This window comes from Aeromonas finlandensis (assembly GCF_000764645.1).
Lineage (GTDB): Bacteria > Pseudomonadota > Gammaproteobacteria > Enterobacterales > Aeromonadaceae > Aeromonas > Aeromonas finlandensis.
In genome coordinates, this window is sequence record NZ_JRGK01000307.1 from 1 (window position 1) to 14505 (window position 14505).

The 14505-nt window shown below is 59.3% G+C and carries 15 protein-coding genes and 1 other annotated feature; of the genes, 5 read left to right on the forward strand and 10 right to left on the reverse strand.

The window, feature by feature from the left end:
• The coding region (locus LD28_RS0119100) for a glycine zipper 2TM domain-containing protein (RefSeq protein ID WP_033138517.1) at positions 1–371 on the reverse strand (371 nt) is incomplete at its 3' end.
• A 520-nt stretch (positions 372–891) separates the two neighbouring features.
• Here LD28_RS0119100 and LD28_RS0119105 point away from each other — a divergent pair.
• Together LD28_RS0119105 and LD28_RS0119110 are read left to right on the forward strand one after the other, a co-directional pair.
• On the forward strand, positions 892–1080 hold the full coding sequence (locus LD28_RS0119105) for a hypothetical protein (RefSeq protein ID WP_033138506.1): 189 nt from the start codon (positions 892–894) through the stop codon (positions 1078–1080).
• Positions 1081–1306: 226 nt separating this feature from the next.
• Positions 1307–2929 carry an acyl-CoA synthetase gene (locus LD28_RS0119110; RefSeq protein WP_033138507.1) on the forward strand — a complete coding sequence of 541 codons (1623 nt, stop codon included), beginning with the start codon at positions 1307–1309 and terminating at the stop codon, positions 2927–2929.
• 60 nt (positions 2930–2989) lie between these two features.
• Here LD28_RS0119110 and LD28_RS0119115 read toward each other — a convergent pair whose 3' ends face one another.
• On the reverse strand, positions 2990–4279 hold the full coding sequence (locus tag LD28_RS0119115) for a sensor domain-containing diguanylate cyclase (protein ID WP_033138508.1): 1290 nt from the start codon (positions 4277–4279) through the stop codon (positions 2990–2992).
• Positions 4280–4942: 663 nt separating this feature from the next.
• On the opposite strand from LD28_RS0119115, the gene LD28_RS22660 reads away from it, so the two are divergent.
• Positions 4943–5557, forward strand: coding sequence for a YagU family protein (locus LD28_RS22660; RefSeq protein WP_081959629.1), 615 nt, complete (start codon positions 4943–4945; stop codon positions 5555–5557).
• A 237-nt stretch (positions 5558–5794) separates the two neighbouring features.
• Here the strand turns inward: LD28_RS22660 and hisIE are convergent, their stop codons facing one another.
• Genes hisIE through hisG form a run of 8 tightly spaced genes read right to left on the reverse strand, consistent with a single transcriptional unit; the run spans position 5795 to position 13060 of the window.
• Entirely contained in the window at positions 5795–6445 is a 651-nt protein-coding gene (gene hisIE, locus LD28_RS0119120) for a bifunctional phosphoribosyl-AMP cyclohydrolase/phosphoribosyl-ATP diphosphatase HisIE (RefSeq protein ID WP_033138509.1), read from the reverse strand.
• Positions 6438–7211, reverse strand: a complete 774-nt coding sequence (gene hisF / locus LD28_RS0119125) for an imidazole glycerol phosphate synthase subunit HisF (RefSeq protein WP_033138510.1) — start codon at positions 7209–7211, stop codon at positions 6438–6440. The genes hisIE and hisF overlap by 8 nt, the downstream gene beginning before the upstream one ends.
• Positions 7211–7972: a 1-(5-phosphoribosyl)-5-[(5-phosphoribosylamino)methylideneamino]imidazole-4-carboxamide isomerase gene (hisA, locus tag LD28_RS0119130; protein WP_033138511.1), complete on the reverse strand. Its 762-nt coding sequence runs from the start codon at positions 7970–7972 to the stop codon at positions 7211–7213. The genes hisF and hisA overlap by 1 nt, the downstream gene beginning before the upstream one ends.
• Positions 7973–7977: 5 nt before the next feature.
• Positions 7978–8619 (reverse strand): imidazole glycerol phosphate synthase subunit HisH, encoded by a 642-nt coding sequence (hisH, locus tag LD28_RS0119135; protein WP_033138512.1) that lies wholly within the window; start codon positions 8617–8619, stop codon positions 7978–7980.
• The gene (gene hisB, locus LD28_RS0119140; RefSeq protein WP_033138513.1) at positions 8619–9728 is read right to left on the reverse strand and encodes a bifunctional histidinol-phosphatase/imidazoleglycerol-phosphate dehydratase HisB; all 1110 of its coding nucleotides are present in this window, start codon (positions 9726–9728) and stop codon (positions 8619–8621) included. Before hisB ends, hisH begins: the two co-directional genes overlap by 1 nt.
• 15 nt (positions 9729–9743) lie before the next feature.
• A complete protein-coding gene (gene hisC, locus LD28_RS0119145) occupies positions 9744–10829 on the reverse strand; it encodes a histidinol-phosphate transaminase (RefSeq protein ID WP_033138514.1) in 1086 nt (361 codons plus the stop codon).
• Positions 10826–12151, reverse strand: coding sequence for a histidinol dehydrogenase (gene hisD / locus LD28_RS0119150; RefSeq protein ID WP_033138515.1), 1326 nt, complete (start codon positions 12149–12151; stop codon positions 10826–10828). The genes hisC and hisD overlap by 4 nt, the downstream gene beginning before the upstream one ends.
• 12 nt (positions 12152–12163) lie before the next feature.
• Positions 12164–13060, reverse strand: coding sequence for an ATP phosphoribosyltransferase (hisG, locus tag LD28_RS0119155; protein WP_005352174.1), 897 nt, complete (start codon positions 13058–13060; stop codon positions 12164–12166).
• Positions 13061–13085: 25 nt separating this feature from the next.
• Positions 13086–13214, reverse strand: a sequence feature (His leader region).
• Between the two features lie 187 nt (positions 13215–13401).
• Between hisG and LD28_RS0119160 the strand changes: the two genes are divergently transcribed.
• Positions 13402–13647 (forward strand): hypothetical protein, encoded by a 246-nt coding sequence (locus LD28_RS0119160; protein ID WP_005352171.1) that lies wholly within the window; start codon positions 13402–13404, stop codon positions 13645–13647.
• A gap of 67 nt (positions 13648–13714) precedes the next feature.
• Positions 13715–14505 (forward strand): ATP-dependent DNA helicase (locus LD28_RS0119165; RefSeq protein ID WP_033138516.1); only part of this gene is annotated, 791 nt, incomplete at its 3' end.

The following is a 14505-nucleotide window of genomic DNA, read 5'->3' on the forward strand; positions in this document are numbered from 1 at the left end:
GTGGTATAGGTATCGCCCGCCTGCATATTGCCCTGCACCTGATTGCCCGCATAACCTCCCGCGACCGCCCCTGCGGCGGTGGCCACCTTCTTGCCGCTGCCGCCGCCAAACTGGTGGCCGACCACGCCACCCAGCGCCGCGCCCACCACGGTGCCGAGGATCTTGTGCTCATCCTGTACCGGCTTGCGGTGGGTCACGGTGACGTTGCGACACTCCTGTCGGGGGGTCTTGATGGTCTCGGTGATCGGCTTGCTGGCGATCACCTCGGCAAAGGTGGGCTCCGGGGTGAAGAAGGAGCCGCTGGCCGCGGCCGAGAGCGCCAGAGCCGAGGCGATGCCAATACCGATACCTGCCATCATGGATCTGTTCATTTTATGGTTCTCCTGCATACCCATACGGGCTGTTCCAATCTGGCGCCATCTTGTCACAACCGGTTGGCCGGACAAGGCGAGGGAAACGGCTCTGCGACAGGCGCTGGCAAGGTCAAAAAACAGCCACCCCGAAAAAGTGTCTGACTTTGGCGACAACGAGCAAAAAGCGACCAGTTTCCGGCGCATGATTGCGTATGTTCGTCTGATATGGCGCGTTTTGAGTCGCATTTTGCGATGAAAGCGGCGGGTGCAAAGCAAGAGCGGCAAACCGCTGACGCTGGGCGAGTCACCTATTTGCCATGACGTGTCATGAATGTTGCCTGTGAGCTGCGCCAAGTAGTTGATAAATGGCTATAGCCCCATCGGATGTTGGCCGATAAGAGATCACGGCAAGCATTTTGCTTTGGTTAGGTGGCAGGCAGCGGGTGAATGGGTTGCTGGGGCAGAGGAAGTGTGACAGCCCCGTGAGACCTGAAATGGACGTAGTCACCCGAGTTCACCGGATCAATAAGGGGGAGATATGTCAATGTTACCCAGCTGGATCACCCCGGCCATCCAGGCCAACATCATCACGGCGCAGCAGGCCGAACAGCTGCTCTCATCCCTCTACCAGCCTTTGGCCGAACAGGGGGAAGAGTTACCCGCCGATATCGCCGACATCAGCCTCAAGCTCTACTGCTTCCGTCAGCAAAATCGGGTGCGCCACTAACGATGATTGAGGTAACGCCTTCGCCATTGGCGGGGGCTGCTCGCTTGTCGGTACTCGCCCCGCACACGCCTTCCGCTTTTCCTCTAAGACGTTTTGCTAATACCTGCCGCCACTGGCTCACTGCTAGGCTGTCATTCCCATAAGAGACCAGCGACGGCAGGATGCCCAGGTCGCTTGTCGGTCCCATGAATTGCCCGTTTTGTGCCACCAGTGAGGAAGGAACCCGATGACAGTGCAGAACATCTATGAGCGTGACCTTGCCAAAACCGCCGCCAATTTCGAGGCCCTGACCCCCATCAGCTTTTTGGGGCGGGCGGAGCGGGTCTATCCCGACTATCCGGCGCTGATCCACGGCTCGCTGCGCCAGAGCTGGGGCGAGACCGCCCGCCGTTGCCGTCAGCTTGCCTCGGCCCTGCGGCTGCGTGGCATCGGGGAGGGGGATACCGTCTCCATCGTCGCACCCAATATCCCGGCGATGTTTGAAGCACACTTCGGGGTGCCCATGAGCGGCGCGGTGCTCAACACCATCAATACCCGGCTCGATGCCGAGTCGATGGCTTTTATCTTCCAGCATGCCCAGAGCAAGGTGGTGCTGGTGGACAGGGAGTTTGGCCCAGTGGTGCGCAAGGCGCTGGATCTGCTGGAGCGCCAACCGCTGGTCATCGCCATCGACGATCCCCTCTACCGGGAGGGGGAGCTTGTCAGTGACCTCGACTATGAACAATTCCTTGTGCAAGGGCGTGGCGATGAACCAGGCTGGTTGCCTGAGGACGAGTGGCAGGCCATTTCGCTCAACTACACCTCCGGTACCACCGGCAATCCCAAGGGGGTGGTCTATCACCATCGCGGTGCCCACCTCAACGCCATCAACAATGTGCTCTCCTGGGAGCTGCCCAAACATCCCGTCTATCTCTGGACATTGCCGATGTTTCACTGCAACGGCTGGTGTTTCCCCTGGACGCTGGCGGCCACCGCCGGGGTGAGCGTCTGCCTGCGCCATGTGCAAGCTGCCGCCATTTATGACGCGCTGCACGAGCACAAGGTGAGCCACTTCTGCGCAGCGCCCATCGTGCTCAATATGCTCAACAATGCCGATCCGGAGCTCAAGCGGGGGCTGGATCACCCCATCAAGGTGATGACCGCCGGGGCTGCGCCGCCCGCGACCGTGATCGCCGGGATGGAGGCGATGGGGATCGCCGTGACCCACGTCTATGGCCTGACCGAAACCTATGGTCCTTGCGTGTTGTGCGAACCGCAAAGAAGCTGGCAAGGGCAGGACGCCACGGCGCTCTCCCGCCTCAAGGCGCGCCAAGGGGTCGCGTCACCGCTGCAGGGGGAGATGCGGGTGGTCCATCCGGTCACCGGCGAGCCGGTGGCCAAAGATGGCAAAACCATGGGGGAGATAGTGCTGCGGGGCAATGTGGTGATGAAGGGCTATCTGAAAAATCCTGCGGCCAGCGCCGAGGCGATGGCGGAGGGGTGGTTTCGGAGCGGCGATCTGGCGGTGTGGCACCCGGATGGCTATGTGGAGATCAAGGACAGATCCAAGGACATCATCATCTCCGGCGGCGAGAATATCTCCAGTCTGGAGGTGGAAGATGTGCTCTATCGCCATCCCGATGTGGATGAAGCGGCGGTGATTGCCATGCCCGATGAGAAGTGGGGGGAGGTGCCCTGCGCCTTCGTGAAATTGAAAGAGGGACGAGAGACCACCCAGGCGGAGCTTATCGCTTTTTGCCGGGAGCAGATGGCCCACTTCAAGGCCCCCAAGCGCATTATCTTCACCCCGTTGCCGAAAACCTCCACCGGCAAGGTGCAAAAGTTTGTGCTGCGCAAGCAACTGGGATGACGGGATCGCAGCAGGTAACGAGAGGGCATGTACGTTGAGGGGCCGTGGGCCCCTCCTGAGTTAGCAGCTTGCGCAGGAGATGCAGTTGCGGCCAGTTTGCTTGGCCTGATAGAGCATCTGATCGGCGCGGGCGTAGAGGCTCTCCATCAGCTCCCCCTCACCATTTTCCACCAGTCCGGCGCTGATGGTGATGACCAGCTCATCTCCATCGGGCAGAGGCACCGGGCTTTGCATCACGTGCTGGCGAAGCCGTTCGGCCAGGGATGCGGCTGCCGAGAGGGTGGTGTTGGGCAGCAAAATGGCAAATTCATCGCCGCCGATGCGGGCCAGCACATCTTCACTGCGCAGCATCGCCTGCATCACCTTGCCCAGATGGATCAGCGCCCTGTCTCCCAACGGGTGACCATAGCGATCGTTGATGCACTTGAACTGATCCACATCCAGCACCATCAGCACCGAGGTGAGGTGGTGGCGCATATCCAGGCTGAGGTTCTTCTCGCACAGTTCGAAGAAGAAACGGCGGTTGTAGAGGCCGGTGAGGCCATCGCGCACCGACTGCTGGTGCAACAGCTCTTTGAGCTGGTGCAGTTCGGTGATATCGGAGGAGATGCCAATCAGGGTCGGGGTGCCATCCCCCAGCAGAAAGGGCACCTTGACCGACCAGTAGTAGTGCTGATTGCCCTCGCTATCGGTCAGTGACTCTTCCCCGGCTTGCAGCTCGCCAGTCTCGAATACCCGGTTGTCCAACTGCCAGAGCTGGCACGCGCTGGCGGCCGGGATCACCTCGTCATCGCGCCGGTTGATGATCTGCTCGGCAGGGATGCCAAGCAGGTCGGAGACCTTTTGATTGACGTAGAGAAAGCGGTGCTGGCTGTCTTTCATATAGATATGGGCATCGACGTTGGCGAGGATGATCTCCAGCAACTGGTGCTGCTCCGCCAGCCGCGCCTCGATCAGCTTGTGTTCGGTGATATCGGTGGAGATGCCGCACAGACCGATCAGGTTTCCATCCCTGTCATACATGGGCTTTTTGACGGTCCAGTAGAACCGTTTTTCACCTGTGGTTTTGAGGTAGTTGATCTCTTCCTGGGCGAGGGCTAACTGCTGCTCCAGCACCAGCCGGTCGTTGCACTGGATGGCATCGGAGCATTGGATGTCAAAAAAGGCCCGATCATCCTGCCCCTGCAACTCGGCGAGGTTACAACCAAAGAGATCCAGTACCGCCTGGTTGGCATAGGTGTAACGGCCCGCCAGATCCTTGGTAAAGAGGTAAGCGCCCGTCTCGTTGAAGATGGATTTGAGGTGATCCAGCTCATGCTGCAATCGGGTCGAGAAGGGTTCATCCTTCATGGGGCTAGCCATCCTTGGGTCGCTGCGATGGGTTGGTTTAACAGAGAAGACCAACGAGCATCAACTGCTTTAAATTAAGCACTGATCCAGCCATATTTCGCTTTTATTTCTGCAGGATCTGCGCCATGTCACACGGTTGTCATCGTTGGTGAGGTCAAAGGAAATCAGCTGAGTCCGTGGCTATTCAGATAACTTTCCTCCCCCTATATCGGCCCTGCATCGTGGGCCATCAGCAGAGAAATTGACCGGCAGTCAAATACGTCAGCCCGAGCGGCAAGAAGGGCAACAAACAGCTCTTAAATCAAACTGTATTCACGGTGCCCCTGATATCATCCCCGAAACGCAACTATGGGCTCAATCTTAATGTGCTCAACCTCAATGCCGAGTGGGGGGCGGGTAGATCTGGTTTATCAAGTCTTGGTATATGGAGCTGAATATCTCATGTTCACCCTGGATTGCCGGGGGGGCCTCTTTGCAGCGTTAATGAATGATTCTGTAAAAGAAAAATAAAAACAGATAACACAATAATCGAGTAAATGATCGCATATATCATGGGGTTGAATCCATCTACACCAAATTTCAAGAATTAATTTTTGCCGACCACAGTATTAGGTGATACTATTTTTTCCTGTTATATCGAAATTGTATTTAATAGGAAACTGAATGAGTATTTTTGAACAAACACCTGTTTCCCGTAGACGCTATGGGTTGGCTGCATTCATTGGTGTCATTGCAGGTATTGTATCCGCGTTTGTTAAATGGGGTGCTGAGCATCCACTCCCTCCACGCAGCCCCAGCGATATATTCACTGCTGCTTGCTCCAACGAATCATTGATTCGTGCCGCAGACCAGATTGATTGTTCTCGAAACTTCCTGAACCCACCATATGTTTTTCTGCGTGACTGGCTGGGCATCGCAGATCCCAATGCTGCAGTCTACACCTTCGCAGGTCATGCCTTTAACTGGGTTGGGGTAACACATATTGTTTTCTCGATTGTTTTTGCTGTCGGGTATTGCATAGTTGCAGAGCGTTTTCCAAAAATTAAATTAATGCAAGGGTTGTTGGCTGGGGCTCTGGCTCAACTATGTGTGCATATGATTTCATTCCCATTGATGGGTTTGACCCCACCGCTGGCGGCGTTACCTTGGTATGAACATGTTTCCGAGATCGTCGGACATCTGGTTTGGTTCTGGTCGATTGAAATTATTCGCCGCGACTTGCGAAACCGGATCACCCACGAGCCGGATCCAGAGATTCCACTACACTCAGCGCGCTGAGCATAGTTAAAGATTGATTCATTGCGGCTTTCTGGAGAAGGCCGCTTTGATTTCAAGAAAGCGATTCTAAATTTCGAAACCAATGTTTATCAGGCTATTACCATGATCTTGTTGCGTATCCCATCCTGCAAGCATCAAATTTCAAGTGATGCACGAAGCCACGAGAACGTTCGGTTGTAGCCAGTCGAATGGGATATTCATTAAATAAAGCCGGGATAACCCGGCTTTATTCTCAGCTTATTTATTGTGCCGCTCATAAAGCCGCTGCACCACATCCTGCAATCCCAGCCCTTCATTTTGCAGCAGCACGGTCAGGTGGTAGAGCAGATCGGCGGATTCGTTGATGAGCTCCTCCCGATCCTTGGCCATGGCGGCCAGCGCCACTTCTACGCCTTCTTCACCCACTTTCTGGGCGATACGCTTGGTCCCTTTGCCATAGAGGCTGGCGGTGTAGCTGGTGGCCGGATCGGCCCCTTTGCGGGCGGCCAGCACCTGTTCCAGCTCAGCCAGAAAACCGAGGGGTGGCAGCGGGTGGCCGCTAAAGCAAGAGTTGGTGCCCTTGTGGCAGGTGGGGCCGACGGGGTTGGCGGCAATCAGCAGAGAGTCCTGATCGCAGTCGGTGCTGATGGCGACGAGTTTCAGCACATTGCCCGAGCTTTCACCCTTGGTCCAGAGCCGCTGTTTGCTGCGGCTAAAGAAGGTGACCTGACCGGTGGTCTGGGTCTTTTCCAGCGCCTCGCGGGTCATAAAGCCCTGCATCAGCACCTCGCCACTGGCGGCGTGCTGGACGATGGCGGGGATCATGCCATCACATTTTGCCCAATCGAGCTGCTCGGCAAGGGGGCGCGCGCTGGCGGTTGTTTGTGTGTTATCAGAGAAGTTATTCACGGATGGCGACTCCTTCGGTTTTCAGCCAGCGTTTCAGTTCGGGAATGGGGATAAGGCCTTTGTGGAACACGGAGGCGGCCAGCGCCCCGTCCACATCGGCGAGGGTGAAGGCATCGCGAAAGTGCTCCATGGCACCGGCGCCGCCGGAGGCGATCAGCGGCACCTTGCAGACGCTGCGCACCAGCTTGAGCTGGTCGAGATCATAACCCTGACGCATGCCGTCCTGATTCATCACGTTCAGCACGATTTCGCCCGCGCCGCGCTTTTGCACCTCCTGCACCCAGTCGAGGGTGTGCCAGGCGGTGGTGCGGGTGCGGCTCTCGTCACCGGTAAACTGTTTGACCTGATAGTGGCCCGTTTCGGCGTCGAAGTAGGAGTCAATGCCCACCACCACACACTGCACGCCAAAGCGCTCGGCCAGTCGGCTGATCAGGGTCGGGTCGGCCAGCGCTGGGGAGTTGATGGAGACCTTGTCGGCGCCAAATTCGAGGATCTGGCGGGCATCCTCGACACTTTTGATGCCACCGGCGACGCAGAAGGGGATATCGATCACCTCCGCTACCCGGCTCACCCAGCTCTTGTCCACCACCCGCGCATCGCTGGAGGCGGTGATGTCATAGAACACCAGCTCGTCGGCACCCTCTTCGGCGTAGCGGCGCGCCAGCTCGACAATGCCGCCCATCACCTCGTGGTTGCGAAACTGCACCCCCTTGACCACCACGCCATCTTTCACGTCGAGGCAGGGGATAATGCGTCTTGCCAGCATCAGTTGCCTCCTGTGGTATCGGCAGCGGGAGTTTGCCAGCAGGCGATGGCGTCACCCACCGAGAACTTGCCCTCCAGCAGGGCTCGGCCAAGGATGATCCCCTTGACGCCGGAGCCCTTGAGCGCCTCGATATCTTGGATGCCGCCAATGCCGCCGGAAGCCTGAAAGGCGACGCTCGGGTAGCGGGCGCAAAGATCCCGATAGAGCTCGACGTTGGTGCCTGAGAGGGTACCGTCACGGCTGATGTCGGTGCAGAGCACATGTTTGAGACCGGCAGGGAGGAAGCGCTCGATCAGCGCCTCGATGGTCACACCGCTGTTCTCCTGCCAGCCTGCCACCGCGATATGGCGATTGCCCTGTGCATCAATGTTGACGTCCAGCGCCAGCACGATCTGCTCGGGGCCATATTTCTCCATCCAGCTGGCCACCAGATCCGGGGATTTGACGGCGGTGGAGCCAATCACCACCCGGCTGGCACCGGCGGCCAGCAGGTCTGCCACATCCTGTTCGGTGCGCACGCCGCCGCCGACTTGCACCGGCGCTTCGGTGGCCGACAGCAGTTGGGTCAGCAGGGGCAGTTGGCGAGCCTTGGCATCCTTGGCACCGTCCAGATCCACCAGATGGAGCTGCACCGCTCCCTGGGAGACATATTCATCGAAGCGCGCCTGCGGGCTGCTGCTGTATTCAGTCTTCTGGTCGTAGTCCCCCTGATAGAGGCGAACTACCTGACCGTTGATAAGGTCAATTGCGGGAATGATCATGCTAGTCACAGCTCCAGAAAATTTTGCAGCAAGCGGGCACCGGCTGCGCCTGAGCGCTCCGGGTGGAATTGGGCGCCGAAGAAGTTGCTGTGCTCTGCAACCCCACCGACGATGGCGGTAAACGGCTGGCCGTAGTCACAGGTCGCCAGCGTCGCCTCGGTCACCTCCAGCGCATAGGAGTGGACGAAGTAGAAGTAGCTGCTGCTCGGGATCCCCTTGAGCAGAGGATGGGTCTCGTCATGCTCAATCTGGTTCCAGCCCATATGGGGCAGGCGCAGATTACCGACCTCCATCTGGCGGATCTTGCCCGGCACTATGCCAAGGCACTCGATAAGCCGCTCTGACGAGTCATCCGTACCCATGCTCTCTTCGGAGGCCTCCGCCAGCATCTGCATGCCGAGGCAAAAGCCCAGCAGCGGCTGCTTGGCGGCGCGAATAAGGGGCACCAGCCCGCGCTCATTGAGGTTCTTCATGGCGGCCACCGCAGTGCCGACACCGGGCAGGATCAGCTTGTCCGCCTGCTCGATATCAGCCGCCTGGCTGGAGACCAGAGGCTGCACGCCGAGGCGCTCGAACGCCATTCTGACCGAGGCCAGATTGGCGCAGCCGGTATCGATAATGACCAGCTTCTGTTTGCTCACATCCATCACAGCACTCCCTTGCTGGAGGGAAGCTCGCTCCCTTCCACCCGAATGGCCTGACGCAGGGCACGGCCAAAGCCTTTGAACAGCGCCTCCACCTGGTGGTGGGTGTTGCCGCTGCCCACCTTCATCTGCAATGTGATGGCCATGGCGTCCGACAGCGAGCGGAAAAAGTGGGGCACCATCTCGGTGGCCATCTCGCCCACCTTGTCGCGGCCAAAGCCGCTCGGGCAGTCGAAGACGAAGTAGGGGCGACCGCTGAGATCCAGAGCTGTGCTCACCTCCTGGTCGGTCAGTGGGCGCGCATCGATCACCGCCTGCACCTCGTCCATCGCCAGCACAAAGCCGAAACGACCGATCCCGCGCTTGTTGCCAAGGGCCTGACGCAGCGCCTGACCCAGCGCCAGCCCTACATCTTCCACCGTGTGGTGATCGTCGATATGCAGATCACCGCTGACGTTCAGCTTGAGCTGGAAACCGGCGTGGGTGGCGATCTGATCCAGCATGTGATCAAAGAAGCCTATGCCGGTGGCAATCTGGTTGCCGTTGCTTTTGTCCAGATCAACGGCCACCTGAATGCGGGTCTCCTTGGTGTAACGCTCCACCGAGGCTACGCGCCCCTTGGATAACAGCTGATCACGGATGGCGAGCCAGTTGTGATCCTGTGGGTGGTAGCGAATACCGCCAATGCCCATGTTCTCGGCAAGCTGCAGATCGGTCTGGCGATCGCCAATCACGAAGGAGTTGGCAAAGTCGATGCGACCGGAGGCGAGGTACTCCTTCACCAGCCCGAGGTGGGGCTTGCGGCAGCTGCAGCCGTCGGTGGGAAAGTGCGGGCAGATCAGCACCTGTTCCCACTTCACCCCTTGCGATTCAAACAGGTGCATCATCAGATCATGGGGGGGCTGGAAGTTCTCCAGCGGCAGGCTGGCAGTGCCCAGCCCATCCTGATTGGTCACCATCACCAGCACGTAGCCAGCGGCCTGCAACTCGCGCAGCACCGGAATGACCATGGGCTCGAAGCGCAGCTTGGCGAGGCTATCCACCTGCTTGTCGGTCACCGGCTCTTCAATCAGGGTGCCGTCGCGGTCGATAAACAAAAACGGGGTCTTCATCGCTACATCCTTGTCTTACAAAGTGGGAGAGGGTAGATCACGCAGTACGGCCAGCACGGCATCCATCTCGCCCTGATAGCCGATGGTGACGCGAATGCTGTTATCAAGGCCGGGTTTGGTCGAGAAATCCCGCAGTATGATGCCGGCGGCCTTCATGGCAGCAAAGATGGCGGCGCCATCCACAAAGCGCACCAGCACGAAGTTGCCCTTGTCTTCGAACACCGCTTTAACGCAGGCAAGCTTGGCCAGCTCTGCCTTGAAGGCGGCCTTTTGCTTGTTGAGCTCTACCACTCGTTCGCGCATCAGCTCCAGTCCCATGGGGGAGAGGGCCTGCGCCGCGATCTGGGCGATGGGCTCGGGGATGGGATAGGGGGCGATCACCTTGGCCAGCATGGCGATCACCTCGGGGCTTGCCAGCGTAAAGCCGCAGCGGATCCCCGCCAGGGCAAAAGCCTTGGAGAGGGTGCGGGTCACCACCAGATTGGGGAAGCGGGCCAGCAGGTCTACTACGGACGCTTCTGGGCAGAACTCGATATAGGCCTCGTCCACCACCACGATGGCGCGATCACGCGCCTTCTCCAGCAAAGCGATAAGGCCATCGCGACCCACCAGATCCCCGGTGGGGTTGTTGGGGGAGCAGAGAAACACCAGCTTCACATCAGAGAGACGGTCAGCGATGGCGGGCCAGTCAGGCTGGCGGCTGGCGGTCAGCGGCTGCTCGGCTAATGGTTGCTCAACAATGCCAACGCCGCAGGTCTCGGCACTGATGGCGTACATGCCGTAAGTGGGCGGGCAGATGAGGATCTGATCTTCACCCGCTTCGCAGAAGGTGCGGATCAGCAGCTCGATGGCCTCGTCAGCGCCACGGCTCACCAGCACCTGATCGGGATTGACCCCGGCGTAGGCGGCATAGCCGTTCACCACCTCGGCCGGTTGGCACTCGGGGTAGCGGTTGAGGCGGCTCCCCTCGATGGTGAAAGGATAGGCCTGCGGCGCCTCGTTGGCGTTGAGCCAGACGTGGCCCTTGCCGCCGATACGGCGGGCGGATTGATAAGGGGTGAGGGCCCGCACCACGCGGCGCGCCAGATTGGCAATGCTCATGACAAATCCTTCTGCTGTGCTGTTTGTTGGGGTGCGGCGGCCAGGGCGTTCAACCTGAGGGTGACGGCATTTTTGTGACCATCGAGCCCCTCGGCCTGGGCGATGCGCTCGACGATAGGGCCAAGGCCGCGAATGCCTTCGGCGCTCAGCTCCTGTACCGTGTAGCGGCGCTGATAATCGGCGAGGCCAAGGCTGGAGCAGGTACGGGCATAGCCATAAGTTGGCAGGGTGTGGTTGGTGCCGCTGGCGTAATCGCCGACCGACTCGGGGGTCCAGGCCCCAAGGAAGATGGAACCGGCGTTCTCCAGTTTATCCAACAGATCACGAGGCGCTTGGGTCTGCACAATCAGGTGTTCCGGCGCGTAGGCGTTGGAGATGGCACACGCCTCGGCCAGATCGTCACAGAGGATCACCAGACTGCTGCCGAGCGCCTGCGCGGCGATCTCCCGGCGGCTCAGTTTGGCCAGCTGGCGCTTGATCTCCCCTGCGATGGCATCGGCCAGCAGCGGCGAGGTGGTCACCAGCACTACCTGACTGTCGGGGCCATGCTCGGCTTGGGAGAGCAGATCCGCCGCCACGAAGGCCGGGTTGGCGCTCTCGTCGGCAATCACCAGCACCTCGGAGGGTCCAGCGGGCATGTCGATGGCGGCGCCGCGCCAATCCGTCGAGACTTGCCCCTTGGCTTCGGTCACAAAGGCGTTGCCCGGGCCGAAGATCTTGTCCACCTTGGGAATACTTTCGGTGCCGTAAGCCATGGCCGCGATGGCCTGCGCGCCGCCGATGGCGAACACCTTCTCGACCCCGCAGGCGCGGGCGGCAAACAGGATCTCGTCGCTGGCAGGCGACGGGGTGCAGAGCACCACTTCACGGCAACCGGCTATGGCGGCCGGAATAGCCAACATCATCACGGTGGAGGGGAGCGGCGCGCTGCCCCCCGGCACATAGAGGCCGACCCGGCTGATGGGCTGGGTGCGCAGCTCGCACACCACCCCGGGCTGGGTTTCCACCCGCACCACCGGCTGCACTTGTGCGGCGTGGAAGGTGCGAATATTGGCAATCGCCGCTTCGATGGCGCTTTTTATCTCGTCATCCAGTCGTGCGCAGGCTGCCTCGATTTCGGCTTCGCTGACGCGCAACTGCTCACGGGGGGCGCGCTCGAAGCGCAGGCTCAGCTCGCGCAGAGCCTCATCGCCACGGCTGCGCACCGCTGCGATGATCTCTTTGACCACGGCGCCGATATCGGCCTCGTCATTGAGGGCGGGCCGGGTCAGCACGTCGGCTTGCTGGGCCGGGGAGAGGGTCTTCCAGATCAGGGTCTGCATGATATCCCTTCCTTATTCCATCATTTTTTCGATGGGCAGCACCAGAATGGAGCTGGCACCCAGCGCCTTGAGCTGCTCCATGGTCTCCCAGAACAGGGTCTCGCTGGAGACGACGTGCAGGGCCACCTGATTGGTGTCACCGGCCAGCTGCATGATGGTGGGGCGCTCGGCACCCGGCAGCAGATCGGTGATGGCATCGAGCTTGTCCTTGGGGGCGTGCAGCATGATGTACTTGCTCTCGCGCGCCTGCTGCATCCCCTGAATGCGGGGCAGCAGTTTGTCGATGAGCTTCTGCTTGGCATCGGACAAGGGGTTGGGGGCCTGTACCAGCACCGCTTTGGAGCGGTAGATCACCTCCACCTCTTTCAGGCCATTGGCTTCCAGGGTCGCGCCGGTGGAGACCAGATCGCAGATGGCATCGGCCAGACCCGCGCGCGGCGCCACTTCCACCGAGCCACCCAGCATCACACTCTTGAAGCCAAGACCCTTTTCATCAAAGAAGCGCTTGAGCAGCCCCGGATAGGAGGTGGCGATGCGCTTGCCAGCAAGGCTCTGTGGCCCTGTGTAGGTCACATCTTCCGGCACCGCCAGCGAGAGGCGGCAGCCACCAAAATCGAGCTGCTTGAGGGTTTTGACCTCGAAGGGCAGGCCCTGTGAGGCGCGAATAAGCTGGACCTCTTCCAAAACGTTCTCGCCGATGATGCCAAGGTCGACCACCCCTTCCATCACCAGACCCGGGATATCGTCATCGCGTACCCGCAGGATATCGATGGGCATGTTCTCGACATGGGCGATAAGGCGCTGCTCGCGCAGGTTGATTTTCAGGCCGCAGCTCTTGAACAGGGCTTGGGAGTCCTGGCTCAGACGACCGGACTTTTGCATGGCGATACGCAGACGTTGTGTTTCCATTTGCTCGATTTCCTTCTAGTCAAAAACGAAAAAACCCTCGGAAGTGTGTGCTTCCGAGGGTTTATGAATCTTGCGGTCCTTTTGGAAGTCACCAGTTAAGTGTCTTCCAGCAGTCAACCTCCTGAAAGACTAGTCGGGATGATGATGGTGGTGATGAGTCTTCAGGGTGGTGAACTTCATGTAATCAATCCTTTACAAAATAAGATGTCGTAATTGACGCCTGATTTAAACTACCTGCCTTGACAGAAAATGCAACCCGAAATTGTGATTTGATCGATTAAAGTGGAGAAAACGGTTTTTTGGTCGATAACTAGACAATAACCCCTGCAGGAGTCGTCATCATGCCCAGCCAGGACCTGTTGTTCCCCATTTTGCCCCGGGCTCCCGCCGCGCCCGGCAGCGAAGAGATCAAGCGGGAAGTGAACCAGATCAGCAAAAAGCATCAGCTGCGCAAGACCAGCACTGACAACAGTGACTCCCAGCAGCGCCAACAGGCGTATAGCACGCCCGCCAAGCGTGATCAGCCAAAGGCGGAAGAGGACGATCACAAGCCGGATCCCGAGCATCAGATCGATCTGTTCGTCTAGGCAGATTATCTGTCCCGCTTTTGCCGCGCTTTTGGCATAATGGCCGCTTTTGCTGCGGGACGCCCTTTTGACCATCCAGACCCTGTTCAAGCCAGATGGCCCTCTGGCCAGCCATATCGACGGTTTCAAAGCCCGCGCTCCCCAACTGGAGATGGCCGAGGCGGTTGCGCGCGCCATCAAAAGTGGTGGCCGTCTGCTGGTGGAGGCGGGGACCGGTACCGGCAAGACCTACGCCTATCTGGTGCCTGCGCTGGAGTCCGGCAAGCGGGTGGTGATCAGCACCGGCTCCAAAAACCTGCAGGAGCAGCTCTTCTATCGGGATCTCCCGACCATTACCGGCGCGCTCTCCTATACCCCGCCAGTGGCCCTGCTCAAGGGGCGCAGCAACTATCTCTGCATCGAGCGGATGAACCGGCTCTTGAGCGAATCCCATCTGCAAAAGCCTGAAATTCTGAACGATCTGGTGAAGGTCAAATCCTGGTCCACCGCCACCGATAACGGCGATGTGGGGGATATTCCGGGGCTGCAAGAGAATGCCGAGATCCTCGCCCACGTCACCAGCACCAACGACAACTGCCTCGGTCGCGACTGCCCCTATTACGATGACTGTCATCTGGTGGTAGCCCGTCGCCGCGCCATGGATGCCCAGGTGGTGGTGATCAACCATCACCTCTTCTTCGCCGATATGGCGGTGAAAGACACCGGATTTGGCGAGTTGGTGCCAGAAGCGCAAGTCTATGTGTTTGATGAGGCGCATCAGCTGCCGGAGATCGCCACCAACTACTTCGGCAAGTCGGTAGGCAGCCGAACGATTCAGGATCTGGCGCAGGATATCCAGCTGGCCTATCGGGCCGAAGC